Here is a 23,740-nt window from a genome sequence, read left to right as displayed (position 1 = left end):
GTGAGCGGTCGGGCGGGCGATCGGGCAGACAGTCCGACGGTCCGGCGGTTGGTTCGCGTACGCGGTGCGTACGGGCGGTGTGTACGGGCAAGGTTCAGTGGGCCGTTCGGCGGGCGGCTCAGTGGGCGGTGAAGCCGCCGTCCACCACCAGCTCGGTGCCGGTGACGCCGCCGGAGTGCGGGCCGGCCAGCCAGAGGCAGGCGGCCGACACCTCGGCGGCGGTGACCAGCCGGCCGATCGGGTGCAGGGACGCGGAGGCGCGCTCGTAGTCCTGCAGCTCGGCGCCCAGCGAGGCGGCGACCGCGTGGGTGCTGCGGGTGCTCAGTCCGGTGTCGTCGGCGACGGTGGTCGGACAGACCGCGTTCGCGCGCACGCCATGGCGCCCGTACTCCAGGGCGATGGACTTGGTCAGTCCGATCACGCCGTGCTTGGAGGCCACGTAGTTGGCGTACCTCTCGAAGGCGACCAGCCCGCCGGTGGACGCGGTGTTAATGACGCGTCCACCGCCCTGTTCCACCATGTGCGGCAGGACCGCGCGGCAGCACCGCCAGGTGCCGCTCAGGTTGACGTCCAGGGCGAGCTGCCACTGCTCCTCGGTGAGCTCGTGCACCCGTACGCCGCCCGGGCCGAGCACGCCCGCGTTGTTCAGCAGCACATCGATCCGGCCGAACTCGTCGAGCCCTGCGTTCACCACCTTGTCCACGTCCTCCTGGTGGCGTACGTCGGCGACTCCGGTCAGCACCCGGCTGCCGAGCCTGCGGCAGGCGTCCGCGGTCTCCTCCAGGTCCCGCCGGCCGGCCATCGGGTAGGGGCCGCCGTCCGGGTCGCAGCGGTCGAGCAGGATCAGGTCCGCGCCCTCACGGGCGAAGGCCAGCGCGTGCGAGCGGCCCAGCGCGCGGGCGGCGCCGGTGATCATGGCGACGTTCCCGTCGAGCAGCATCATGCCTCCAGGAGATCGGGCGAAGCCGTGGCCTGCGGCGACTCGGCCGCCAGCTGGCTCGCGAGCCGGGGCAGGGCGAGTGCCAGGACGTCAATCGCGCGGTACAGGTCGGCGAGCGGGATGTGTTCGTCGGTGGTGTGGTCCAGGTGGGCGTCGCCGGGCCCGTAGGCGGCCATCGGTACGCCCCACGGGTCGAGGGTGTTCATGTCCGAGGTGCCGGCCTTGCGTTTGAGCGTCGGGCGGGCGCCGTGGGCGACGATCGCGGCGCGCAGCTGGCTGACCACGGGGTCGGCCCGCGGCCGGGTCACCCCGGGTACCCGCTCGTCCACCCAGATCCGGCTGTGCGGCCTGCTGCGGGCGAAACGTTCCAGCGCCGCGAAGTCGAAGCCGGGCGGCACCCGGCAGGTCAGGAAGGCCTCGGCCCTGGCCAGGTCGCCGTGCAGCCGGATGAGCGTCCCGGTGGCGACACCGAAGGCGATCGGGTCGTCCTGCTCCGGCGACAGACCGCGCAGATAGTCCTGTACGTCGTGGGCGAAGCGCGCGGCCCGTTCCACGGCGGTCGGCTCCGGGCTGCTGGTGTGCAGGGGCGGCTGACTGATCTCGTAGCCGATGCCGGTACGCCCCTTGTAGCCCAGGCAGACCCCGTCCCAGCCGCTCGGCTCACCGATCACCACCGCCGCCGGGGGCGGCACGGTGGCCAGCACGTGCCGGGCGCCGCGCGAGCCGGCCACTTCCTCGCCGACCGCGCCGATGACGTGGACGCGCACGCCGCTGGTACGGGCCGCGGCACAGATCATGGCGACGATGGAGCCCTTGGCGTCCACCGCACCGCGGCCGTAGAGCAGGTCGCCGACCTGGCACACAGGCACCTGTCCGGGGACGGTGTCGATGTGTCCGAGCAGCATGACGGTGGGGCCGGTGGGCGGGCCCGTCAGACCGTGCGCGTTGCCGACCTCGTCGACGTACGCGTCGAAGCCGAGCTCGGCCATCTGGTCGACGAGGAAGTGGGCGACCGGGAGTTCCTGACCGGAGACGGAGGGGATGCCGAGGGCGGTCCGTAACAGCCAGGCCGGGTAGTCCTCGTGGAGTACATGGGGGCGGACCCGGTCGGCCGTCCGCCGGCGGTCACCCATGCCGCTCCTCGTCCCGCAGCCAGGTGCCCGTTCCGGAGAGGGTCTGCTGGATAGGCCGGTACTGGTGCGCGGCGCCGATGACCACCTGCCGCACGGTCCTGGCGGCCCGCAGCCCGGCCCGCACCTTGTGTCGCATCCGTCCTCGTACGACGTCTCCGGTCAGGTGGTCGGGGCCCATCTCGGCGATCCGGGTGGACGGGTCCTCGGGGTCAGCCAGTACGCCGCACACATCGGTGAGCAGGACCAGGGCCGAAGCACCGAGGGCCGCCGCCATCCGGGCGGCCGCCTCGTCGGCGTCGACGTTGAGCAGGTTGCCTGCGGCGTCGCTGGCGGGCGGGGAGACCACGGGGACGTCCCCCCGGTCCAGCACCGCGCGCACCGGTGCGGGGTCGACGTGCTCGATCCGGCCGGACCGGTCGTCGCGGATGAGGACGGTCCGGCCGTCCTGCACGGAGCGCAGGGCCGGTTTGCGCGTGGCGGTCAGCAGGGCGCCATCCGCACCGCTCAGGCCCACCGCGCGGACACCGCGTGCCCGCAGTCCCGCGACCAGCTGCGGTTTCACCCGGCCGAGCAGGGCGAGGGTGATGACGTCGAGCATCGCCCGGTCCGTACGGCGGCTGTGCGTGCCGTCCGGTGACCGGATCACCTGGCGCTCCACGCCGAGTTGTTCGGAGAGCCGGTCGGCGACGGCTCCGCCTCCGTGTACCAGCACCGGCGGCCGGCCGGCGGCAGCCAGCTCGGCCACCTCGTCCAGCACTCGCTCGGGATCGCTCCCCCCGCCGATCTTGACCACGATCACCCCGCCGGGGGCGGAGTTGCCGATCAGCGCGTTCTCCGTCAGGTCCTGTGCCATGCCGCCGCTCACCTCCCCGTCATCGCGTGCCGCTGTGCGGACCGCTCTGCTCTCACGTGCGTCTTTCGGACCGGGTGTCACGCGGGGTGCAGCCCCGGGAACTCCAGTCCGGCGTCCTGCGGCATTCCGCAGGCCGCGTTCAGGCTCTGCACCCCACCGCCGGCCGCCCCCTTCACGAGGTTGTCCAGCGCGGCCACCAGAACGATCCGGCCGCCGTCCTCGTCGACGGCGCAGCCGATGTCCACGAAGTTCGTGCCGCCGAGGAACTGCGGGTCCGGCATCCGGTGCACGCCACGGCCACGGGCCACGATCCGGACGAACGGCTGGGCGCGGTAGGCGCGTTGCAGCACCTGGAGCACCTCCCGGCGGGTGACCGGCCGTGGCGGCGTGACGTGGCAGAGCACCTGCGCGCCGCGCACCGTCGGGACGGCCGTCACCGTCATCCGCGCCCGTACTCCGGCCAGTGCGGCGATCTCGGTCTCGTGCCGGTGTCCGGCGGGCTTGTACACCCGGAAGGCATTCCCGCGTTCCGCGTGGTGCGAGGCCGGTCCCGGCTCCGCACCGGCGCCGGAGGAGCCGGCCCGGGCGTCCACCACCACGTCGCCGGCCACCAGGCCGGCCCGCTGCACGGGAGCCAGGGCCAGAATGGCCGCGGTCGCCATGCAACCGGGAACGCTGATCCTCGTGGCGCCGACCAGTTCGTCGGCGAACAGCTCGGGCAGACCCGTACGGTAGGCGGTGCCGTCCGCCGAGAGACCACCGCCCCGGAAGTCCGGGCTCAGGTCCACGATCGCCGCCGTCCGTTCCCCGACCCTCGCCTCCACCTCCGCGGATGCACCGGAGGGCAGGGCCAGGAACGCGGTGTCCACCAGTTCCAGTTCCTCCGGGGACCGGAAGGTCAGTGCGAGATGATGCAGGTTGGGGTGGACTTCCGCCACCGGCCGGCCCGCGTGCCGCCGCGAAAGAGCCTGCACCAGCTCCAGCTTGGGGTGCGCATGCACCAGCCGCAGCAGCTCACCGCCGGTGTAGCCGGCCGCGCCCACAACGCTCACCTTCACTGGCCCACTCCTCATCGGTTCGTGGTCTGCCTCGGATCCGGCGACCGGACGGCACGGCAGGAGGACCCGGCCGTGCGGTGAAGTCCGAGAGACGCCGGGCGGCGTTGCCCGGGTCGAAAAGCGCGTGACGGCGGCCCGGCCCTGTGCGGGGCCGGCCGGAGAGGCCATGCGGTCATCGCGCTGCTGAACGGTGTGCGGCACGTTCGCCGCGAATGTCCGCCGCGTGCGCCGTGCCACCCGGGTGCGGATCGTGCCGCCCGGGCGACGGGCGGCACGATCCGGACGGCTACTCGCCCCAGTCCTCTTCGACCTCGGGGGCAAGAGCCAGTACCACGGGCCCGGTTGCCACTACTTCGAGCTCGCTCGAGCAGCGCTGGCAGATCACGATCTCCGCCGCCAGCACGTCAGGGCGCACCTCGAGCGCCCCCGCGCACTCGGGGCACTGCACGCTCAGTGCAGTAGCCATGTGTTGCCTCCTGCAGTTTGTGTGACTACTGTCTTTCGAGAACACGACAGAAACTAACACACGCTGCACGAGGGCACACCCCCGAGAGATCAATTTCCTCGCCGAAACGGGCGGAGAGGCCCGGCTGTTGAGGGTCGAGTCACGGATTTCAGCGAGCCGGGCGATGCAGACTGTCGACATCCCCTCCATGATCCGGCAACAATGGAATGGACAGTACGCAGACTCTGCATCGTGGGGTGCATCGAGGGGTGCTGGATGTCGGGGACGACAGCCTCCCCGTGCGGAACTCGCAGCGGTACAACCGGAGGTGCGCACCCATGTCCGAGACCACCCGCGTCCGCGGCAAGCACGGGACCGGCCTCGCCCTGCTCGGCGGCGACCGCGCCGTTCCCAGGGACAGTCCCGGCGGCACCTGGCCGCTCATCACCACGGACGACGAGCAGGTCGTGCTCCGGGTGCTGCGCGACGGACCGCTGAACGCCGCCTCGCCGGGCGAACCCGAGGTCGGCCGCCTGGAGCAGGCGTGGGCGGAGGCCACCGGGACCCGGCATTGTGTCGCCGTCGCCTCCGGCACCGCCGCACTGCACCTGGCCCTGCGCGGCAGCGGGATCGGTCCCGGCGACGAGGTGATCGTCCCGGCACTCACCATGAACGCCACGGCCCATGCCGTGTCCGCGACAGGGGCCACACCCGTGTTCGCCGACGTGGAACCCGACATGTACACACTCGACCCGCTGTCCGTCGCCGCAGTCGCCGGGCCGCGCACCGCCGCACTGCTGCCGGTGCACCTGCACGGACTGCCCGCCGACATGCCTGCGTTGAACCGGCTCGCGGACCAGCGGAGCATCCCGGTCGTGGAGGACGCGGCCCAGGCGCACGGCGCGGAACTCGACGGCCGCCGGACGGGCGCCCTGGGCAGGGCCGGCTGCTTCAGCCTGCACCCCCACAAGAACCTACCGACCTGCGGCGAGGGCGGGCTCATCACCACCGACGACGACGATCTGCACGAGCAGTTGGTACGGCTGCGCAACTTCGGCGAGCTGGATCCGACCGGGGCGCGCAGCTACATCGCCCACCGGGCCGCGTTCAACGCCCGGATCACGCCGATGGCAGCCGCGTTCACCCGTTCCCAGCTATCCCGCTTCGACGACTACGCCCGGCTGCGCGAGCCCGGGATCCGCAGCTTCCTGGACCGGCTGGACGCGCTGCCCGGACTGCGGGTGCCGCGGATCCCCGCCGGGCGCACCCATGCGTGGCACATCCTTCGTCTGATGCCGGATCCCGAGGCGTGCGGCCTGGATCCGGAGCACCGGTCAGGTCTGCGTGCCGCCCTGCACCGGGCGCTGCGGGCCGAGGGCGTGCCCGTGTCCCAGTACCAGGTCGCCCCGCTGTCCGTGCAGCCCGCGTTCCGGCCAGCCGGGTTGTCCGAGGCGGAGGCGCTGGACCAGGTGGACGAGCTCCTCCCGGTGACCGCCGCCGTCGTCGACGGCTCACTGTGTCTGCAGCGCCGGCACCTGGACCCGGCCGCCGGGCCCCTGCTGCAGCGGTACGCCGACGCGTTCGAGAAGATCTGGCAGCACCTCGACCTGATCCGCAGGATGGCCGTCGCCCGTTCCGCCCCCGGCTGGCGGGAGGCGTTGCGCCGGGGCTGACCCCCGCCCGTCCGTCCGCCCCTCCGCACGTCCGCCGATCCGTCCGATCCGCGTGCCGGATCCGCGTCCCGGCTCCACGTCGTGGACCGATGCCCGTCCGAAGGGAACCAGTCATGGCCGTGCCCACCACCACCGGTCCACCGCACCCACCAGCCCCCGCACACCCCCCGGCAGAAGCCGGCCACCACTCCCCCACGGCACCACTCAACCCGGCGGAGATGGCCCGGCAGATCCGCCGGGACGTGATCCGGATGGCCGGCGGCCCCGAGGGCGCGCACGCCGGCGGCAGTCTGTCCTGCGCCGATCTGATGGCCGTCCTGCACGCCCGACTGCTGCGCCCGGGCGACTCATTCGTCCTCAGCAAGGGTCATGCGGCACCCGCGCTGTACAGCGTGCTGGTCCAGCTCGGCCGGCTCCCCGCAGAGCAGTTGGACGACTACACCCGGCCCGGCAGCCGGCTGTTCGGTCACCCGTCGCACGACCTGCCCGGAGTCGAGTTCGCCACCGGTTCGCTGGGCCACGGGCTCGGCCTGTCGGTGGGACTGGCCATGGCCGAGCAGCTGCGCGGCGGTGACCGGCACGTGTACACCCTGCTCGGCGACGGTGAACTGCAGGAGGGGAGCGTCTGGGAGGCCCTCCTTCTCGCCGGCCACCGCAGGCTGTCCGGCCTGGTCGCGGCGGTGGACCGCAACGGGCTGCAGATCACCGGCGGTACGGAGGACTGCGTCGGGCTCGAACCGCTGGACGCCAAGTTCACGGCCTTCGGCTGGGAGGCGCGCGTCGTCGACGGGCACGACCTGTCCGCGCTGTACGAGGCCCTGCGGCCGTCCGCGGCCGGTCCGGTCGCGGTGATCGCCCGTACCGTCAAGGGCCGCGGGGTGCCGTTCCTGGAGGGCAAAGTGGCCGGTCACTACGCCAAGCTCAAACCCGACCTGGTACGCAGGGCCCTGGCCGCGCTCGGTCAGCCGCCGGTGGCAGGAGGTGCCGCGTGAGCCGCACTCCGACCGGCCCGCCCGCCACGGCGGACTCCGCGGCCACGGCACAGCCGGCCGGGCAGGACCAGCAGCCGGAGCTCGGCCCCGACCCCCGGGCCGCCTACCGCGAGGCCCTGCTTGAACTGGCCGCCGCCGACCCCCGGGTGATCTGCCTGGACTCCGACACCGGTGGCCTGGAGAACACCTTCGGCAAGCGGTTCCCGGAGCGTTACGTCAATGTCGGGATCGCGGAGGCGAACCTGATGACGGTGGCCGCCGGGCTCGCCCGCCGCGGCTTCGTCCCGTACGTGCACACGATGGCCACCTTCGCCACAATGCGCGCGGGCGAGTTCCTCAAGCTGGACGTGGTCGGGAACAGGCTGCCGGTACGGGTGATCGCCACGCACGGCGGCCTGTCCGCCGCGCACTTCGGCACCAGCCACTTCGCCCTGGAGGACCTGGCGGTGACCCGCGCCCTGGCTGACCTGGCCGTCGTCGTGCCGGGCGACGCACGCCAGATCGGCGCCGCCACCCACCAGTTGCACGAGCTGCCCGGTCCCGGGTACCTGAGGCTGGGCCGCTCCGCCACGCCGGTGCCGTCCGGGCCGACGCCCGAGTTCCGGCTCGGCCGGGCCCGTGTGCTGCGCGAAGGCGCGGACGTCACGCTGGTGGCGGCGGGTCCGCTGCCTCTGCTGTTCGCGCTGGAGGCCGCCGGGGAACTGGCAGCCGACGGCATAGCCGCGCAGGTCCTGGACCTGCACACCCTGCACCCGCTGGACCACGAAGGACTGCTGGCCGCCTGCCGTGGCCGCGCCGGGGTGGTGACCGTGGAGGAACACCGGCCGCAGGGCGGTCTGGGGGACGCGGTCACCGAGGTGGTCTCCGCCGAACTGGCTCTTCCCGTGAGTCGATTGGCCGTACGGGGCCGCCCCGGCGTGCGCGTGGCCGGCCAGCGCGCCGCGCTGGAGGAGCTCGGCGTCAGCACCGGCGCCGTGGTGGACGCGGCCCGGCGTCTGTACGCCCGTATCCCTGCTGTCCGCTGAAAGGCCGTCGGCCGGCGAGCGGACGACCAGAACACCACTCGAACCACCGGCGCACCACGCCGCGCCGGTCCAACCATGAGGTGATGACGATGGTGAGCCCCGCCCTGGTCCAAGACGAGGACCGAATCCGTTATGTGCAGAGCGTGTTCCAGCGGGTGCTCCAGCTGGAGAAGGAGGCGACCCCCGACGACGACTTCTTCGCGCTCGGCGGGACCTCGCTGGCCGCCATGGAAGTGATCGATCTGATCGAGGCCGAGCAGGGTCTGCGCATTCCGGTACGGAACTTCTACCGGTCGACCGTGGTCCGCGCGCTGGCCCTCGAACTCGCCCCGTCCGACGCCGAGCCCGAGGGAGAATCCCGATGACGATACAGAGACCCGCCCCGACCACAGCCCCTTCCGGCACCACCCTCCTGCAACGCGCCGAGAGGCTGCCGTCCCTGACCGGACTGCGCTTCTTCGCCGCGTTCCTGGTGGTGCTCTCGCACGTCGGGGTCAATCTACTGCCGCGGGTGGCACCGGACCAGATCTTCGCGATCCGGCTCTTCTACGAGGCCGGCGCGTTCGGGGTGTCGTTCTTCTTCATCCTCAGCGGGTTCGTACTGACCTGGGTCGCCCGGGACGAGGACTCCGTGGGCCGGTTCTGGCGGCGCCGGTTCTTCAAAATCTATCCGAACCATCTGGTCACGTTCATCGCCGCGCTGCTCCTCGCGGCGGGCGCGGGTCATGCGCTGACGGGTCGCGACGCGGGAGCAACGCTGCTCCTGGTGCAGTCCTGGATCCCGGACATGAAGCTCCAGTTCAACCTGTGGTCGAACACCCCGACCTGGTCGCTCTCCTGCGAGCTGCTGTTCTACCTGGCGTTCCCGTGGCTGCTGAAGCTGCTGCGCAGGATCCCGGCCGCGCGGCTGTGGCCAGCGTTCGTGGTGGTGTACGCCTTGATCTGGGCCGTTCCCCTGGTGGCGACCTGGCTGCCGACGTCCGGAGGGATGCACCCGGGTACCCACCAGAACTGGTACTCCATGTGGTTCATGACGTTCTTCCCGCCCGTACGGATGCTGGAGTTCGTGCTGGGCATCGTGATGGCGCTGATCGTCGTCAACGGGCGCTGGATCCGGCTGCCGCTCCCGCTGGCCCTGCTGTTTCCGCTGGTGCCGTTCGTCGCCGAGGGGAACCTGCCGAATGAGCTCGGTTTCGTGGCGCTCACGGCCCTTCCGCTCGCCTTCCTGATCGCGTCCGCCGCCGCGGCCGACATCGGCAGCGCCACCGGCAGGACGTGGCTCGGCAGCCGCACCATGGTGTTCCTGGGCGAGATCTCCTTCGCCCTCTATCTGGTGCACTGGCTGGTGGTGGCCTACGGCTGGATCGGCCGCACCTCCCCCACCTGGGGCGCGAAGAGGCCCACCGCTCCCTCGACGTGGTCGGAGATCCTCGGCCTGGCGGGACTGACGATCGCCACCAGTCTGGTGCTCGCATGGCTGGTGTACACCCTGGTGGAGCGCCCTGCTATGCGCTGGTGGAGCCGTCCGCGCACCGCACGGACGGAGCTGCGCACACCCACTCCGGACAGGGTCTGAGCCCTGTCCGGGCAGGACGATCCCGCACGGTTGTTACGGGCGGAGAGGGGACGCGCGGAGCCCGAGGAACTGGCCGCTCTCGCCGTCCTGCTGCTGGCCTGCGCAGCAAGACGGCGGCGGCCCGAGTCCGCCCCCCTCCGGCGCCCCCTCGCCTGCCGGCTGGCGTCGCCCGGTGCGCCTTCCGGTCTTCCGGGCGCCGCACAGCTGGCAGGCATGAGGGCCCTTCCGGCCCGTTCGTGATGTCGGGGATCAGCGCAGGTTCTGCAGGCGGACCTGCCCGCGGGCGACCAGACTGCCGACAGCGTCCACCGTCTCCACGGTCCAGACCTGCTGGGTGGCGCCCCGGTGGACCGGTACCGCCGTCGAGGTGAGCCGGCCGTTGGCCACGGTCACCGGGGCGAAGAAGTCCGTGCTGTTGTTGACCCCGACCACCGTGCCCTTGTCACCGAGCCAGCGGTCGGCGGCCACACTGGCCACGGACTCGACCACCGCACAGTGCACCCCGCCGTGCAGTATCCCGTGAGGCTGCAGCAGGTCACCGCGGGCGGACCAGTACGCCACCACCCGGTCCGGGCCGACCTCCTCGAATCGGAGGCCCAGGTGGTCGACGTAGGGCCCAAGTTCGCTTTGCAGCTTGTCAGTTGTCGTCATGTATCGAGTATTTCAGGTTTACTGTTGATTTCTTATCGCTTCTAGAAGGAGGTTCGACCGACCATGGTGGTGAGTCCCGGATCGTCTGCCTGCGGTGTGACCGTCCTGCTGACCGGTCTGCCGAGTGCCGGCAAGACAACCATCGCGTCCCTGGCCGCCGAGAGGCTGCGTGCCGCGGGTCGCCGCGTCGAGATCCTGGACGGCGACGCAATGCGGAAGACCCTCTCGACGGGGCTCGGATTCGGTCGCGAGGACCGGCACGAGAATCTGCGGCGGATCGGCGTGCTGGCCGAAGTACTCGCCCGCAACGGCGTGATCGTCCTCGTCCCGGTCGTCGCGCCGTACGCCGACAGCCGTGACGCCGTCCGGCGACGGCACGCCGAGAGCGCGACGGCGTTTCTGGAGGTCCATGTGGCCACGCCCGTCGAGGTCTGCGCGGAACGGGACGTCAAGGGGCTCTACGCCCGCCAGCGGGCCGGCGAGCTCACGGGCCTCACCGGGGTCGACGACCCGTACGAGGTGCCCGGGAAGCCCGACCTCGTCATCCCGACGGTCCGGCAGTCGGCCGGCGAGGCGGCCTCCCTCCTCGTGGACCTGCTCGCAGAGGAACGGTTCGTGGCATGACGGCCCCGGAACAGCGGTCCTCTCCCCGGCTCGGCCACCTGGACTCACTGGAGTCCGAGGCCGTCCACATCTTCCGTGAGGTGGCGGGCGAGTTCGAGCGGCCGGTGATCCTCTTCTCCGGCGGCAAGGACTCCATCGTCATGCTGCACCTGGCGCTGAAGGCCTTCGCCCCGGCGCCGATCCCCTTCTCGCTGCTCCACGTCGACACCGGGCACAACTTTCCCGAGGTGCTCGAGTACCGAGACCGCGCGGTCGCCGAGCACCGGCTGAGGCTGCATATCGCCTCCGTGCAGGAATACATCGACGCGGGCACGCTGCGCGAGCGCCCGGACGGGACGCGCAATCCGCTGCAGACGGCGCCGCTGACGGAGAAGATCCAGGCGGAGCGGTTCGACGCGGTGTTCGGCGGCGGCCGCCGCGACGAGGAGAAGGCCCGCGCCAAGGAGCGGGTGTTCTCGCTGCGCGACGAGTTCTCGCAGTGGGACCCGCGCCGCCAGCGTCCCGAGCTGTGGCAGCTCTACAACGGCCGGCACGCCCCCGGCGAGCACGTCCGGGTGTTCCCGCTCTCCAACTGGACCGAGCTGGACGTCTGGCAGTACATCGCCCGCGACAAGATCGAACTCCCGCAGATCTACTACGCGCACGAGCGCAAGGTGTTCCGCCGCAACGGCATGTGGCTGACCGCCGGCGCCTGGGGCGGGCCGCGGGGTGCGGAGCGCGTCGAGACCCGCCTGGTGCGCTATCGCACCGTGGGCGACATGTCCTGCACCGGTGCCGTCGACTCGGACGCGGTGACGCTCGACCAGGTCATCGCCGAGATCGCCGCGTCCCGGGTCACCGAACGGGGCGCCACCCGCGCCGACGACAGGCTGTCCGAGGCCGCGATGGAAGACCGCAAGCGCGAAGGGTACTTCTAATGAGCACGTCCACCGAGGAGCTGTCCGACCAGCTGGCGGCCGCCACCCTGCTGCGTTTCGCCACCGCCGGCTCCGTCGACGACGGCAAGTCCACCCTGGTGGGCCGCCTCCTGCACGACTCCAAGTCGGTCCTCACCGACCAGCTGGAGGCCGTCGAGGCCGCGTCCATCAAGCGCGGCCAGGAGGCGCCCGACCTGGCGCTCCTCACCGACGGTCTGCGGGCCGAGCGCGAGCAGGGCATCACGATCGACGTGGCCTACCGCTACTTCGCGACCCCGCGCCGCCGGTTCATCCTCGCCGACACCCCCGGGCACGTGCAGTACACCCGGAACATGGTCACCGGCGCCTCCACTGCCGAGCTGGCCGTGGTCCTCGTCGACGCCCGCAACGGCGTCGTCGAGCAGACCCGCCGGCACGCGGCCGTCGCCGCGCTGCTCCGCGTCCCGCACGTGGTCCTCGCCGTGAACAAGATGGACCTGGTCGACTACCAGGAGCCCGTCTTCGCCGCGATCGCCGGGGAGTTCACGACGTACGCCTCCGAGCTCGGCGTCCCGGAGATCGCCACGATCCCGATCTCGGCGCTTGCCGGCGACAACGTCGTCGAGCCGTCCGCGCACATGGACTGGTACGGCGGACCCACCGTCCTCGAACACTTGGAGACCGTCCGCGTCCACGACCACGGCCCGGCCGTCCGACCGGCCCGCTTCCCGGTGCAGTACGTGATCCGCCCGCAGACCGCCGAGCACCCCGACTACCGGGGCTACGCGGGCCAGATCGCCGCCGGCGCGTTCCGGGTCGGCGAGGAGATCACCGTCCTGCCGTCCGGCCGCACCTCGCGGATCAGCGGCATCGATCTGCTTGGCGCGCCGGTGGACGAGGCCTGGACCCCGCAGTCGGTGACGCTGCTGCTCGACGACGACATCGACATCGCGCGGGGCGACCTCCTGGTCCCGTCCGGGGCCGCGCCGGCGACCACCCGGGACGTCGAGGCGACCGTCTGCCACGTCGCCGACCGGCCACTGACGGTGGGTCAGCGGGTCCTGCTCAAGCACACCACCCGTACCGTCAAGGCCGTCGTCAGGGAGATCCCGTCGCGTCTCACCCTGGACGGTCTCTCCCCGTATCCGGAGCCCGGGCAGCTGGTCGCCAACGACATCGGCCGGGTCCGTATCCGTACCGCGGAGCCGCTCGCCCTCGACGACTACGCCGACTCCCGGCGCACCGGCTCCTTCCTGCTGATCGACCCGGCCGACGGCACCACGCTGACCGCCGGCATGGCGGGCGCCGCCTTCGCGCCGGCGGCAGCGCCCGCCACCCGCCCGGGGGGCGTACGGTCCGAGGACCCCGGGGCGGGCTGAGACCCGCCGGTCAGTCCCGGGCGGGCGCGGTGGTCACGTACTCGCCCGCTCCGGGCAGGTCCCCGATCGGGGTACGGGGTTCCTCCGCGGCCGCCGCGAGCAGCTCCAGCACCTGGTCGATCCGCCGGTGGCCGGACGCGCGGTCCCACAGGTCGGTGTTCAGCTCCACCATCGCCGACAGCCCGGAGGGGCGCAGCAACCCGTGGAAGGCCAGGTCGTAGCGGGCGGTGCCGTGGGAGAGGAAGCGGTACTCGCAGTCGAGGCCCGCGAACCGGGCGGGCATCCAGGACTCCAGCTGCAGTTCGCAGGTGACCTGGTAGATCGGGTGCTTGCCGGGCTCCCGCGACGGCTGGACGGCCTGCACGATCTCCGCGAAGGGCAGCCGCTGGTGCTCGTAGGAGCGCAGCACCGCCGCGCTCACCCGCTGCACGAGCTCGTCGAAGCGGGGGTTGCCTGACAGGTCCAGCCGGACCGGAACCACGTTGAGGAAGCAGCCGATCACCTGGTCGGCCCCCCGCTGCGTGCGGTTGGCCGTGGGGATGCCGATGACGATGTCGGTCTGGCCGCTCAGCCGTCGCAGCACGACCGCGACCGCCGCGCAGAACACGGTGAACGGGGTCGTACGGCAGGCGGTCGCCAGCTCGCGGACCCTCGTGGCCGCGTCGGCGGAGGCGGGCCGTTCCAGGAACTCGCCGCGGAAGCTCGCGCGGTCGCCCCGGGGGCGGTCGGTGGGCAGCCGCAGCGGGGCCGCCCCGGCCAGCTCGCGGGCCCAAAACCGGCGCAGGCGGTCGCCCTCCGGGCCGGCGAGGAAGGTACCCTCGGACCGGGCCAGGGTGCCGAGATCGAACTCGTGCGAGGCAAAGGCGGGAGCGTGTCCGGCCGTCCTGGCCCGGTAGGCGGTGCTCAGCACCCGCATCAGCAGGGTCATGGACACCTCGTCGGTGACCAGGTGGTGGAAGAGCAGCTGGACCTGGTGGCGCTCCGCGCCGAGCCGGATGATCCGGGCCCGCAGCAGCGGGCCGCGGGTGAGGTCGAATCCGGTGTAGGCGATCTCCTGCTCCAGGCGGTGCAGCTCCGCTTCACGGGCGGCATCCTCCCCGGCTCCGGTCAGGTCGATCACGGGTACGTCGATCGCGGTGTGCGGCTGGATCCGCTGCACCGGCACGCCGTCGACCTCGACGAACGTGGCGCGCAGGCCCGCCTGGTGCGCCACCACGTCGTTCAGCGCGGCGGCGAAGGCGTGCGGCTCCAGCGGTCCCGTGAGGTCCAGGAGCAGCGGAATGGTGTGGGTGAGCGCGTGCGGGTCGGCCTGCTGGGCCAGCCACAGCTGCCGCTGTCCGGACAGCAGGGGCACGTCCACGGCGGTGTCGTGTCCGGCGGACTCCGTGGTGTCTCCCGTCGTCTCCGGGGCCGGGGAGTGTGTGTCCTCCGGCGGTACAGCGGCGGCTTCCGCGTCCGTGCCGTCGGGGAGCTCGGCGAGGAGTTCGAGCATGGCGTCCAGTTCGGGACTGGCGTCGCGCAGGTGGGTGGTCAGCTCGGCCGGCGTCGGGTTCTCGAACAGGCTCCTCACCCGCACCTCAACCCCGAGCGTCTCCTGGGTCTCGGCCACCAGCGTGGTGGCGAGCAGCGAGTGTCCGCCGCAGGCGAAGAAGTCGTCATCCGGGGCGAGTCCCGGCAGTTCCAGCACCTGCGCCCAGATCTCCGTGACCAGTCCGAGGAGCCGGTCCGTACCCGTCGTCGTGCGGAGATCCGACGTGGGGCGGTCCGTCGAGGGGGTGTCCGCCACGGGGGCCGGCAGCCCGGCGACGATCTCCAGCCGGCCTCGCGTGTCGCGCCGGGCGGTGAGGCCGGTGGGGGCCTTGCCGAGCAGCAGCCCGGTGGGGTGGTGCACGGACCGGCCGGGCTCCAGTTCCAGATCCTCCGCTCGTGCCCCGCTCAACCCGGTCAGCACCGGCCACCACTCCGGTCCGCGGGAGCGGTCGAGCCGGAGCGTGAGCGGGGTGCCGTCGGGCAGGTCCACCCGAAGCTCCTCCGTCCGAAGCCCACCGGCCTGCTCCTGGCCGGCCGCTACGGGGCCGGCTGGCTCCGGCTCTCTCAGCTCCAGCTCCGGCAGTCGCAGCGCGGGCCTCGCCAGCCACTGCCGCAGCACCCCGGCGTAGTCCTCCACCAGCGCGTGTATCCCGTCCGGGGTGTAGAGGTCGCTGTCGTACTCCAGCCACAACCGGACCTGCTCGTCGGTGACTTCGATCTCGGCGACGGTGTCGAACCGGCCGCGGTCGCGTTCGATGTCCAGCACCCGCACCGGCTGCCCGCCCAGGCTCAGCTCGCCGACTGCGTCCATCCGGGGCATGAACATGTGCTGGATCAGCGGGGTCCGATCGGTCGGGCGCGGGGCGGCGGCGGCCTGGAAGATCCGGTTGAAGGGCAGCCGGACGTGCTCGACGGCCCCGGCCACCCCGGCCGAGCAGCGGGACACCGCCTCGGCCAGATCCGGCGCACCCCCGAGGTCCAGACGCAGCGGGACGGTGTTGGCGAGCTGCCCGACCAGCGACTCCAGCTGGGGGAGGGCCCGGTTGGCGGCGAGCACGCCGAGTATCAGGTCCTTGTCGCCGGTGGAGCGGGCCATCACGGCCGCCCAGCCGGCCAGGCAGAGTGCGTACGGAGAGGCGTACAGGGTCCGGACGGTGCGCCGCACGGCGGGACCGTCGACGCCCGGCAGGACGAACCCGGTGCGCCGGCCGACGCCGCGGCGGACGCGGCGGCGCGGCAGGTCCGGCCGTACGTCCAGGGCGGTCGGTGCGGCACGCAGGTTCTCGCGCCACCAGGCCGTGTCGGTGTCCTGGACGGCCGGGAGCAGTGATTCGTGCTCCCATTGGGCGAAGTCGCCATACTGCAGATCGGGTTCGGGGACCGGTGAGGGGGTTCCGGTCAGCGCGGCGGTGTAGTCGGCGGCCAGTTCCGCCAGCAGGAGCCGGACCGCGGTGGCGTCCGCGAAGATGTGGTGCACGGCAAGCGCCAGGGTGTCCTCGCCCGCCGGGCCGCCACCTCGCAGCAGGAGGAACGCGATTCCGCAGCCGGCCGCGGGGTCGATCCCGACGCCGGTGAACCGGGACAGCTCCCGGTCCCTGTCCTGCCGCGCGTCCGCGTCGCGCTCGTGGGCCGGGAGGGTGATCTCGGCGACCGGAAGCTCCTCGGGCACGGGGAGCACCAGCTGTCCCGGCCGCCCGGCGTGCAGGCGTATCGCGCTGCGCAGGATCTCGTGCCGGTTCAGCAGTGCGCGGACCGCGGTGCGCAGGGCAGCCGGATCAATGCGGCCCGGTACCGAGAGCGCCACGCACTCGGTCAGCGGGGCCTGTTCGGCCGCGGATCCCCCGGAGGACCAGAAGTGCTCCTGGATCACCGCGAGGGGAATGAAGTCTTCGTAGCCTCTCATGGAAATACGGTATCGTGGCATACAGACATTGCCCAGTCACGTCACGGCAGGACGGTGAGACCGTACGGACTGTGCCGTACACCTGTGCGGCACGGTCATCGTTCGGGCGATTTTCGTTCAGCCATGCCTCATCAGATCCGAACGAATCGCGTCTGTGCAGTCATAGCAAGGGAAGTTGCGGCTGTGCGCCGTTCTTCCCGACTTGCCGCCGCGACATGCGTGTTCGAATATGAGGAGAACCTCGTGGCCCTGCGGATCGATCCGCTCGGCCACGCCGACTGTGCGTGGAGACTGGCTGCTCGATGCAGAGTGGCTATACGGTGCAGAGTGGCTATACGGTGCAGCTTGGCCGTACGGTGCAGCCTGGCCGTACGGTGACGCCGTCCGTAGTTGTGGTGTGTGGTCGACGCACACCCATAACCGAATACGAGCGTCTAGCACCGAATTCCTGCTATGAGGAGCCATAGGGCATGACCTCAACCAACTCGTCATCCGGGACTGGAACCAACCCGGCAGAGGAAGAGAGCGCCGGCGGGGGGTTACCGCCCCAGTCACCGCCGAGTCCGTCCACCACCGCGCCGCCTCCGGCCGGTGCCCCGAGCGCGAAACAGCGCTCCGTCCTGTTCCGCAACCGTGATTTCGCCCTGGTCTGGGGCGGCGAGTCGATCAGTCTGCTGGGCAGCGAGATCAGTGTGGTCGCGCTGCCCCTGCTGGCCGTCATCGGCTTCGGCGAAGGCGCGGTCGGCGTCGGCATGCTGATCGCCGCGCAATGGGTCCCCTTCGTCCTGCTCGCCCCGCTCATGGGCGTGTTCACCGACCGGCTGAACCGGCGGACGATGATGCAGGTGGCCAACGCCGCCCGCTTCGTCGTCATCGGCTCGCTGCCGCTCGCCTGGGCGCTGGACGGCCTGACCATGACCCACCTGTACGTGGCCGCGCTGGTCAAGGGTGTCTTCGACGTCGTCTTCCAGCTCGCCTACCAGGCGTACCTGCCGCAGCTGCTGGCCCGCGAGGACCTGGTGGACGGCAACGCCAAGACACAGCTGAGCCGTTCCGTCGCGCTGATCTTCGGGCGCAGCGGCGGCGGCGCCCTGGTCGGCGCGCTCGGCGCCGCGCGGGCGCTCGCCGTCGACGCCGTCTCCTATCTGCTGGCGGCCATCGCCCTGAGTTTCGTGGGGTTCCGTGAGCCGGAGAAGCAGCAGACCCGCGCACGCGGCCTGAGCGCCACGCTGGCCGATCTGCGCGGCGGCATCACCATGACCTTCGGCAACAGGCTGCTGCGGTACCTGACGCTGATGGCCACCTTCGGCAACACCGCCGTGTCCATGGTCCTCGCCATGATCATCGTGTTCGGCTACGAGGACCTCGGGCTGACCGCCGCACAGGTCGGGCTGGTCCTGGGCATCGGTGGCGCGCCGGTCGTGATCGGCGCGATCCTGTCCCGGCGGATCAACGAGCGTCTGGGCATCGGCCGCACCCTGCTGATGACCCACTCGATGCTGGTGGTGGCGTTCGCGCTGCTGCCCCTCGCCCAGCTCGGCGGCACCGGGGTCGCCGTGACCGTGATGATCGTCTCGCAGGGCATCTCGTCGTTCACCACCCCTGTGGGGAACGTCGGGGTCATGACCCTCATTCAGAAGGCCACGCCGCCGCAGGCGATGGGCCGCGTCGGCGGGGTCTCGCTGCCGCTCGTCTGGGGCGCCAACGCCGCCGGTCCGCTCCTGGGCAGCGCGGTCGCCGTGACCCTCGGCAACGCCTCCGCCTTCTACCTGGCCGCAGCCCTCGCGCTGTGCGCCGTGCTCTGGGTCCTGGCCGGTTCGGTGACCCGGCTGACCGACGACGTACCGGAGGACATGCGGCTCGTCGTCGACTGACCGCCGGTCCCGGACCGACCGAGCAACCGGCCGTACGGCCGGACCGCCCTGCATGCGCTCCCCCCATCAGAGAGGATCACATGATCAGCCAGCAGGACGCCCCGGCCGTACGCGAAGCCGGCCCGACCACCACCCTGGTCTCCCGCATCGAGGAGTTCGCCCACAGCACTCCCGGAGCGCCCGCCGTCCGGCACGGGGAACTGGAGCTGACGTACCGGGAGCTGAACCGGCGGGCCGACCGGCTCGCCCGGGAGCTGGCCGGGTCGGACGTGCGGCACGGGGACATGGTCGCCATGTACCTGGGCCGCTCGGTCGAGTGGGTGGTCGGCATGCTCGGCTGCCTGAAGGCGGGCGGCGTGTGCATGCCGCTGGACCCAGCCGTGCCGGCGGAACGGTTCGCACGCGCGATCGGCGCCGGGAGCCCCACCGCCGTGGTGACCGCGGCCCCCGGCCGGAGCACCGGCACCCCCCTGCCTCCGGTCCCCGCGGGACTGCCCGTGATCACCCTCGACGCCGGTGCCCCGGAGCCGGACAAGATACCGGCCGAAGTCTCCGGTGAGACACCCGGCGAAGACTCCGGGAAGGGATCCGGCAAGCTGCCCCTACGTCGAGCACCCCTCCGCGAGGACCTCGCCTACGCGATGTTCACCTCCGGCTCCTCGGGCGAGGCGAAGATCGTGCTGGCCCAGCACTCGTGGCTGGCGCTCAGTGCCGCCCGCAGTGCCACCATCAACTCCACCACCGGTGCCGACCGCGGCTCCTGGCTGGGCGCGGCCGGCGCCGGCATCGCGCTGCACGAGGTCGGCGGTCTGCTCTGGCAGGGCGCGCACATCGTGATCGGCGACCACGAGGTGATCGCCTCCCCACCCGCGCTGCGGGACTGGCTGCTCGCCGAGCGGATCACCCAGAGCTTCGTGATCACCCCGGTCGGCGAGGTACTGCAGAACCTTCCCTGGCCGCGCGACTGCGCGCTTCGCCTGCTCACCCTCGGCGGCGACCGGCTGAACCGGTGGGGGCCCGCGGATCTGCCGTTCGAGGTCGCCGTCTCGTACGGCAGCCTGGAGGCCTTCCAGATAGCCAACTCCTGCCACCCCTGGCCCCTTCGGATCACCCCCACCACGGCCACCGACGCCGACCGCGCGAGCGCCCCGCCCGTGGGCCACCCGATCGACGGGGTCACCGTCCACCTGCTGGAGGACGACGGCATGTCGCCGGTCGTCGACAGCATCGGCGAGGTGTGGATCGACTCGGACTGCCTCAGCCTCGGTTATCTGGGCGATCCGGCGCAGACCGCGGACCGGTTCCGGCCCAACCCGTTCGGTGCCCCCGGCACCCGCATCTACCGCTCCGGCGACGCGGGCCGGTTCCGTCCCGACGGGATCCTGGAGCACCACGGCCGGATCGACAACATCGTGAAGATCCGCGGCCACCGGGTGGAGCTCGGTGACATCGAATGGACGCTCGGTCAGCACCCCGACGTCGACCAGGTCGCCGTGGTGGCGACGATGGACGGCGACCAGCGCCGCCTCGTCGCCTGCTTCGTCGCGGCACGGGAGGTCACGCCGCTGGAGCTGCGCAACCACACGATGGAGCGGCTGCCGGACTGGATGGTCCCGGTCGCCTACGTACAGCTGGACGAGTTCCCGCTGAACACCTCCGCCAAGATCGACCGCCGCCGGCTGCCCCCGGCGGACTGGACCCGGGGGCGCCCCTCCCGCGCCTGGCGGGCGCCCGCCCCCGGCGCAGAGACCACGCTGGCCGGGCTGTTCGCCGACCTGTTGCGGGTGGAGCGGGTCGGTGCGGACGACCACTTCCTGGAGCTCGGCGGCGACTCGCTACTGCTGGCCCAGTTGCAGGGCCGGGTCGAGCAGGACCTCGGCGTCCGGATCGAGCTGCCGGACCTGATGGCCGACCCGACCATCAGCGGCCTGGCCCGGCTGATCCCGGCGGCCACCGCCCCCGGCACCGGGGCGGCCGCACTCCCCCCGATCGCTCCCCGGCGGCGCTGAACACCGCCCGCCCGCAGCACCCCGACACCCCACGCACGACATTCATCGTCAGAACGACGACATCGGCACGGAGGCCGGCATGACCACCAAGGCCACGGACGCCACCGACAGGTTGGTGACCGCTTTCGACCACCACGACCCCGGATACACCCCGCAGACCGCGGAGCGGGTGAACAGCCGGATCCGTGAGCAGGGAGTGACCTGGTCACCGGCGTACGGCGGGATCTGGATCCTGTCCCGTTACGCGGACGTGCGCGCCGCCCTGATCGACTGGCGCACCTACAGCTCGGCCCGCGGCGTGCACTTCCCGCGGGCCGAGGGGATGCCGATGTTCTCTCCGATCGACTACGACCCGCCGCAGCAGCGCGAGATACGTGACCGGATGGCCGGCCCGATGACCGGGGACGCCGTCAGCGCGATGGTGCCGGAGCTGCGCCGGATGGTGGCCCGGCTGCTCGCGCCGGTGGTCGAGCGCGGCCACGGGGATCTGATGGCCGAATTCGCCGAGCCGTTCGCGATCGAGGTGCTGGGAGTGGCCTTCGGGCTCTCCGAAGCCTGCCGCAGCCGGATCCGCGAGGCAACGCGGACGATGTGGACGTACATCTCGACCGACCGGGACGCGAGCAAGTTCTGGCCCGCCTTCCACTCCCTGCTGGCCGAGGAGATCGACCGGGTACGGCGCGATCCGGACGGCAGTTACCTCGCCCGGCTGGCGACGATGGAGCGGGACGGCCGGCCGCTGCCGGACGAGGAGCTGTACTCGATCATCGTCAGCTTCTGCGTGGCGGGACACGACAACACGATGAACTCGATCACCCGTCTGGTGCACACCCTGGCCGGGGATCCCGCCCTGCAGCTGCGGCTGCGCCACGAGCCGCAGCTGCGCCCGGCCGTCGCGGAGGAGGCACTGCGCCGCTGGTGCCCCACCGACCGGTTCACGCGGGTCACCACCCGCGAGGTCACCGTCGCGGGCACCGTCATTCCGGCCGGTGCCCGGGTGGTGCTGCTGTTCGACGCGGCCAACCGGGATCCGGAGAAGTTCCCGGAGCCCGACGCGTTCGACCCCGACCGCGGCAACTCTCACCAGCACCTCAGCTTCGGGCACGGCATCCATCACTGCATGGGGGTGCACCTGGCCCGGGCCGAGTTCGCCGCCGTCCTCGACGAGCTGGCGCGGCTGCCGCTGTTCGACCTGAACGAACCCTGTGAACTGCACTTCGAGAACGGTCGGCACATCATGTTCGACCAGGTGTCGGTGCGGTTCCGCACCGGGGAGGAGTGCTGACATGACGACCGGTTCACGCACCGAGACGAGTAACGGCGAGCCGCAGCCAGCCCTGCTGATCGACCTGGCGACCGGGCTGTGGAAGGCACAGACCCTGACCGCGGCGATCGAGACCGGGGTCTTCGAGGCCCTGGCCACCGGCGCCGCCGACGCCCCCGAACTGGCCGCCCGGCTGGGCCTCGGCGAGCGGCCGACCGAGATCCTGCTGACCGCGTGCGCCGCGCTGGGGCTGCTGGAGCAGCGGGACGGGCGCTACGGCAACACCGCCGTGGCCGACCACTACCTGGTGCCCGGACGCCCCGACTACTTCGGCGACTACGTGCGGATGGTGGTCCAGTACACGACGCCCGGCTGGCTGCGCGCGACCGTGGCCGTCCGTACCGACGCGCCCACCAAGCCGGTGCCCGACCCCGACCGCAACATGTTCGAGGAGGGCAACCGGCCGGAGTCCTTCTGGGACGGGCTCTTCGCCTTCTCCACCCTGACCGCCCGCCGGATGGCGGGGGCGCTGGACCTCTCCGGTGTACGCAGGATCATGGACGTCGGCGGCGGCGCGGGGGCCACCCTGATCGAGCTCTGCCGGCAGCACCCGCACCTGACCGGCACCGTCGTCGACCTGCCGCACGTGTGCGCGCTCGCCCAGGAGCGGATCGACGCGGCCGGGATGACCGGACGGATCACCACGGCGGCGGCGGACTTCTTCGTCGATCCCATGCCGTCCGGGCACGACGCCGTACTGCTGTCGATGATCATGCATGACTGGGACGAGAACCAGAACCGGAAGATCCTCGCCTCCTGCCTGGACGCGCTGCCCTCCGGCGGCACCGTGCTGATCAGCGAACTCCTGGTGGACGACGACAAGTCCGGTCCGGTGGACGCGGCGCTGATGAGCATGAACATGCTGGTGGGCACCTGGGGGCGGAACTACACGGCGGCCGAGTACGCCGGCTGGCTGCGCGACGCCGGCTGTGAAGGGGTGCGGACGGTCCGGTTCGACTCGCCGGGGGCGAACGGCGTCGTGAGGGGAGAGAAGGCGTGATGGAGCCCCGACAGCGGCGCTGGTTCCTGCGCGAGCCGTCTCCCGACGCCCGGATGCTCCTGCTGTGCATGCCGTACTCCGGGTGCGGTGCCTCCATGTTCCGTGCCTGGCCCACTGCCATCGGCGACGCGGAGGTGGTCCCGCTGCAGTTGCCGTGGCGGGAGAACCGGATGCGCGAGCCGCACTTCGGCACCTACGCGGAGCTGGCCGGGGCCCTTCTCGACGACGTCGGAGAGCTGCTGACGGCTCGCCCGTACGCACTGTTCGGACACTGCGGAGGCGCCCTGCCGGCGTTCGAGACGGTGCTCGGGATCGCGGAGCGCGGTCTGCCGGCGCCGGTGCGGTATTTCGCGTCGAGTCAGGTGGCACCGCAGGACGGTCCCTGGGGCCGCTTCCTCGGCCTGGACGACGAGGGGCTGCGCGACGAGATCACCGGGCTGCTGACCGCGATGGGCGCGGCCGCGTCCGCCGCCGAGCTCGTCGACCTGTTCGTCGACGTGATGCAGGCCGACCTGGACGCCAACCGGAAGTACTTCCGCCCGGCCGGCACCGTGCCCTGCCCGATCACCGCGCTGGGCTGGGACGGCGATGTCGAGGTGCCGCACCACCTGATGGGCGGCTGGCAGCTCTGGGCACCCACGGAGAAGGTGGTCTTGCAGGGGACCCACTACAGCTTCCTGGACGCGCCGCCCGAGCTGGTCCGGATGCTGGCGGACCGGCTCACCGCAGATTCCGGCCCCCGGGAACCGTAACCCGCCGTTCGAGCGGATCACCCGCAGGCCGAGCACACGGGCCCGCGGGTGCCGCCGCACGCCCGCGAACCGCCGCAAGGGCGATGCGCGAACGCGCGAAATT

General features: G+C 71.8%; 21 protein-coding genes. 14 read left to right on the top strand and 7 right to left on the bottom strand.

Features of this window, described 5'->3' with window-relative positions; translation table 11 throughout:
• Positions 1–118 precede the first annotated feature (118 nt).
• The 5 genes from ACZ3IC_RS29015 to ACZ3IC_RS28995 form a co-directional block, all read right to left on the bottom strand.
• Positions 119–943 (bottom strand): SDR family oxidoreductase, encoded by an 825-nt coding sequence (locus tag ACZ3IC_RS29015; protein WP_467420895.1) that lies wholly within the window; start codon positions 941–943, stop codon positions 119–121.
• Positions 940–2,073, bottom strand: a complete 1,134-nt coding sequence (locus ACZ3IC_RS29010; RefSeq protein WP_467420893.1) for a M20/M25/M40 family metallo-hydrolase — start codon at positions 2,071–2,073, stop codon at positions 940–942. The genes ACZ3IC_RS29015 and ACZ3IC_RS29010 overlap by 4 nt, the downstream gene beginning before the upstream one ends.
• Positions 2,066–2,926 (bottom strand): [LysW]-aminoadipate kinase, encoded by an 861-nt coding sequence (locus tag ACZ3IC_RS29005; protein WP_467420890.1) that lies wholly within the window; start codon positions 2,924–2,926, stop codon positions 2,066–2,068. Before ACZ3IC_RS29005 ends, ACZ3IC_RS29010 begins: the two co-directional genes overlap by 8 nt.
• Positions 2,927–3,003: 77 nt before the next feature.
• Positions 3,004–3,984: an N-acetyl-gamma-glutamyl-phosphate reductase gene (gene argC / locus ACZ3IC_RS29000; protein ID WP_467420888.1), complete on the bottom strand. Its 981-nt coding sequence runs from the start codon at positions 3,982–3,984 to the stop codon at positions 3,004–3,006.
• A gap of 286 nt (positions 3,985–4,270) precedes the next feature.
• Positions 4,271–4,450, bottom strand: a complete 180-nt coding sequence (locus ACZ3IC_RS28995; protein WP_467420886.1) for a lysine biosynthesis protein LysW — start codon at positions 4,448–4,450, stop codon at positions 4,271–4,273.
• Positions 4,451–4,767: 317 nt separating this feature from the next.
• On the opposite strand from ACZ3IC_RS28995, the gene ACZ3IC_RS28990 reads away from it, so the two are divergent.
• From ACZ3IC_RS28990 to ACZ3IC_RS28965, 6 genes are all read left to right on the top strand, one after another.
• A complete protein-coding gene (locus tag ACZ3IC_RS28990; protein ID WP_467420883.1) occupies positions 4,768–6,102 on the top strand; it encodes a DegT/DnrJ/EryC1/StrS family aminotransferase in 1,335 nt (444 codons plus the stop codon).
• Between the two features lie 113 nt (positions 6,103–6,215).
• Entirely contained in the window at positions 6,216–7,094 is an 879-nt protein-coding gene (locus ACZ3IC_RS28985) for a transketolase (protein ID WP_467420880.1), read from the top strand.
• Positions 7,091–8,119 (top strand): transketolase family protein, encoded by a 1,029-nt coding sequence (locus ACZ3IC_RS28980; RefSeq protein WP_467420878.1) that lies wholly within the window; start codon positions 7,091–7,093, stop codon positions 8,117–8,119. Before ACZ3IC_RS28985 ends, ACZ3IC_RS28980 begins: the two co-directional genes overlap by 4 nt.
• 89 nt (positions 8,120–8,208) lie before the next feature.
• Positions 8,209–8,484 carry an acyl carrier protein gene (locus ACZ3IC_RS28975; RefSeq protein WP_467420876.1) on the top strand — a complete coding sequence of 92 codons (276 nt, stop codon included), beginning with the start codon at positions 8,209–8,211 and terminating at the stop codon, positions 8,482–8,484.
• Entirely contained in the window at positions 8,481–9,695 is a 1,215-nt protein-coding gene (locus tag ACZ3IC_RS28970; RefSeq protein WP_467420874.1) for an acyltransferase family protein, read from the top strand. The genes ACZ3IC_RS28975 and ACZ3IC_RS28970 overlap by 4 nt, the downstream gene beginning before the upstream one ends.
• A 30-nt stretch (positions 9,696–9,725) precedes the next feature.
• On the top strand, positions 9,726–9,935 hold the full coding sequence (locus ACZ3IC_RS28965; protein ID WP_467420872.1) for an acyl-CoA carboxylase epsilon subunit: 210 nt from the start codon (positions 9,726–9,728) through the stop codon (positions 9,933–9,935).
• Between the two features lie 9 nt (positions 9,936–9,944).
• Here ACZ3IC_RS28965 and ACZ3IC_RS28960 read toward each other — a convergent pair whose 3' ends face one another.
• A complete protein-coding gene (locus ACZ3IC_RS28960) occupies positions 9,945–10,346 on the bottom strand; it encodes a PaaI family thioesterase (protein WP_467420870.1) in 402 nt (133 codons plus the stop codon).
• Between the two features lie 63 nt (positions 10,347–10,409).
• Here ACZ3IC_RS28960 and cysC point away from each other — a divergent pair, with 63 nt between their 5' ends.
• The 3 genes from cysC to ACZ3IC_RS28945 are packed head-to-tail and all read left to right on the top strand — an operon-like array spanning position 10,410 to position 13,245.
• Positions 10,410–10,970 carry an adenylyl-sulfate kinase gene (gene cysC, locus ACZ3IC_RS28955; protein ID WP_467420867.1) on the top strand — a complete coding sequence of 187 codons (561 nt, stop codon included), beginning with the start codon at positions 10,410–10,412 and terminating at the stop codon, positions 10,968–10,970.
• Positions 10,967–11,887, top strand: a complete 921-nt coding sequence (cysD, locus tag ACZ3IC_RS28950; protein ID WP_467420866.1) for a sulfate adenylyltransferase subunit CysD — start codon at positions 10,967–10,969, stop codon at positions 11,885–11,887. The genes cysC and cysD overlap by 4 nt, the downstream gene beginning before the upstream one ends.
• Positions 11,887–13,245 (top strand): sulfate adenylyltransferase subunit 1, encoded by a 1,359-nt coding sequence (locus tag ACZ3IC_RS28945; protein ID WP_467420864.1) that lies wholly within the window; start codon positions 11,887–11,889, stop codon positions 13,243–13,245. Before cysD ends, ACZ3IC_RS28945 begins: the two co-directional genes overlap by 1 nt.
• Positions 13,246–13,255: 10 nt before the next feature.
• Here ACZ3IC_RS28945 and ACZ3IC_RS28940 read toward each other — a convergent pair whose 3' ends face one another.
• The gene (locus ACZ3IC_RS28940) at positions 13,256–16,678 is read right to left on the bottom strand and encodes a condensation domain-containing protein (protein WP_467420862.1); all 3,423 of its coding nucleotides are present in this window, start codon (positions 16,676–16,678) and stop codon (positions 13,256–13,258) included.
• Between the two features lie 470 nt (positions 16,679–17,148).
• Between ACZ3IC_RS28940 and ACZ3IC_RS28935 the strand changes: the two genes are divergently transcribed.
• From ACZ3IC_RS28935 to ACZ3IC_RS28915, 5 genes are all read left to right on the top strand, one after another.
• Positions 17,149–18,552 (top strand): MFS transporter, encoded by a 1,404-nt coding sequence (locus ACZ3IC_RS28935; protein ID WP_467420860.1) that lies wholly within the window; start codon positions 17,149–17,151, stop codon positions 18,550–18,552.
• Positions 18,553–18,632: 80 nt separating this feature from the next.
• Entirely contained in the window at positions 18,633–20,561 is a 1,929-nt protein-coding gene (locus ACZ3IC_RS28930; protein WP_467420859.1) for a non-ribosomal peptide synthetase, read from the top strand.
• Positions 20,562–20,640: 79 nt separating this feature from the next.
• Positions 20,641–21,846, top strand: coding sequence for a cytochrome P450 (locus ACZ3IC_RS28925; RefSeq protein WP_467420857.1), 1,206 nt, complete (start codon positions 20,641–20,643; stop codon positions 21,844–21,846).
• A 1-nt stretch (position 21,847) separates the two neighbouring features.
• Positions 21,848–22,885: a methyltransferase gene (locus ACZ3IC_RS28920; RefSeq protein WP_467420855.1), complete on the top strand. Its 1,038-nt coding sequence runs from the start codon at positions 21,848–21,850 to the stop codon at positions 22,883–22,885.
• Entirely contained in the window at positions 22,885–23,637 is a 753-nt protein-coding gene (locus tag ACZ3IC_RS28915; RefSeq protein ID WP_467420940.1) for a thioesterase II family protein, read from the top strand. The genes ACZ3IC_RS28920 and ACZ3IC_RS28915 overlap by 1 nt, the downstream gene beginning before the upstream one ends.
• Positions 23,638–23,740 lie beyond the last annotated feature (103 nt).

This window comes from Streptomyces sp. NPDC002958 (genome assembly GCF_055563255.1).
This window is presented reverse-complemented; position numbering and strand designations above follow the sequence as displayed.

Excerpts from the sequence above, each read along its gene's own strand:
- ACZ3IC_RS29015 (WP_467420895.1), bottom strand. The coding sequence starts at position 943 with ATGATGCTGCTCGACGGGAACGTCGCCATGATCACCGGCGCCGCCCGC.
- ACZ3IC_RS28970 (WP_467420874.1), top strand. The coding sequence starts at position 8,481 with ATGACGATACAGAGACCCGCCCCGACCACAGCCCCTTCCGGCACCACC.
- ACZ3IC_RS28925 (WP_467420857.1), top strand. The coding sequence starts at position 20,641 with ATGACCACCAAGGCCACGGACGCCACCGACAGGTTGGTGACCGCTTTC.
- cysC (WP_467420867.1), top strand. The coding sequence starts at position 10,410 with ATGGTGGTGAGTCCCGGATCGTCTGCCTGCGGTGTGACCGTCCTGCTG.
- cysD (WP_467420866.1), top strand. The coding sequence starts at position 10,967 with ATGACGGCCCCGGAACAGCGGTCCTCTCCCCGGCTCGGCCACCTGGAC.
- ACZ3IC_RS28920 (WP_467420855.1), top strand. The coding sequence starts at position 21,848 with ATGACGACCGGTTCACGCACCGAGACGAGTAACGGCGAGCCGCAGCCA.
- ACZ3IC_RS28995 (WP_467420886.1), bottom strand. The coding sequence starts at position 4,450 with ATGGCTACTGCACTGAGCGTGCAGTGCCCCGAGTGCGCGGGGGCGCTC.
- ACZ3IC_RS28930 (WP_467420859.1), top strand. The coding sequence starts at position 18,633 with ATGATCAGCCAGCAGGACGCCCCGGCCGTACGCGAAGCCGGCCCGACC.
- ACZ3IC_RS28915 (WP_467420940.1), top strand. The coding sequence starts at position 22,885 with ATGGAGCCCCGACAGCGGCGCTGGTTCCTGCGCGAGCCGTCTCCCGAC.
- ACZ3IC_RS28935 (WP_467420860.1), top strand. The coding sequence starts at position 17,149 with ATGACCTCAACCAACTCGTCATCCGGGACTGGAACCAACCCGGCAGAG.
- ACZ3IC_RS28975 (WP_467420876.1), top strand. The coding sequence starts at position 8,209 with ATGGTGAGCCCCGCCCTGGTCCAAGACGAGGACCGAATCCGTTATGTG.
- ACZ3IC_RS28985 (WP_467420880.1), top strand. The coding sequence starts at position 6,216 with ATGGCCGTGCCCACCACCACCGGTCCACCGCACCCACCAGCCCCCGCA.
- ACZ3IC_RS28960 (WP_467420870.1), bottom strand. The coding sequence starts at position 10,346 with ATGACGACAACTGACAAGCTGCAAAGCGAACTTGGGCCCTACGTCGAC.
- ACZ3IC_RS28940 (WP_467420862.1), bottom strand. The coding sequence starts at position 16,678 with ATGAGAGGCTACGAAGACTTCATTCCCCTCGCGGTGATCCAGGAGCAC.
- ACZ3IC_RS28990 (WP_467420883.1), top strand. The coding sequence starts at position 4,768 with ATGTCCGAGACCACCCGCGTCCGCGGCAAGCACGGGACCGGCCTCGCC.
- ACZ3IC_RS29005 (WP_467420890.1), bottom strand. The coding sequence starts at position 2,926 with ATGGCACAGGACCTGACGGAGAACGCGCTGATCGGCAACTCCGCCCCC.
- ACZ3IC_RS29010 (WP_467420893.1), bottom strand. The coding sequence starts at position 2,073 with ATGGGTGACCGCCGGCGGACGGCCGACCGGGTCCGCCCCCATGTACTC.
- ACZ3IC_RS28945 (WP_467420864.1), top strand. The coding sequence starts at position 11,887 with ATGAGCACGTCCACCGAGGAGCTGTCCGACCAGCTGGCGGCCGCCACC.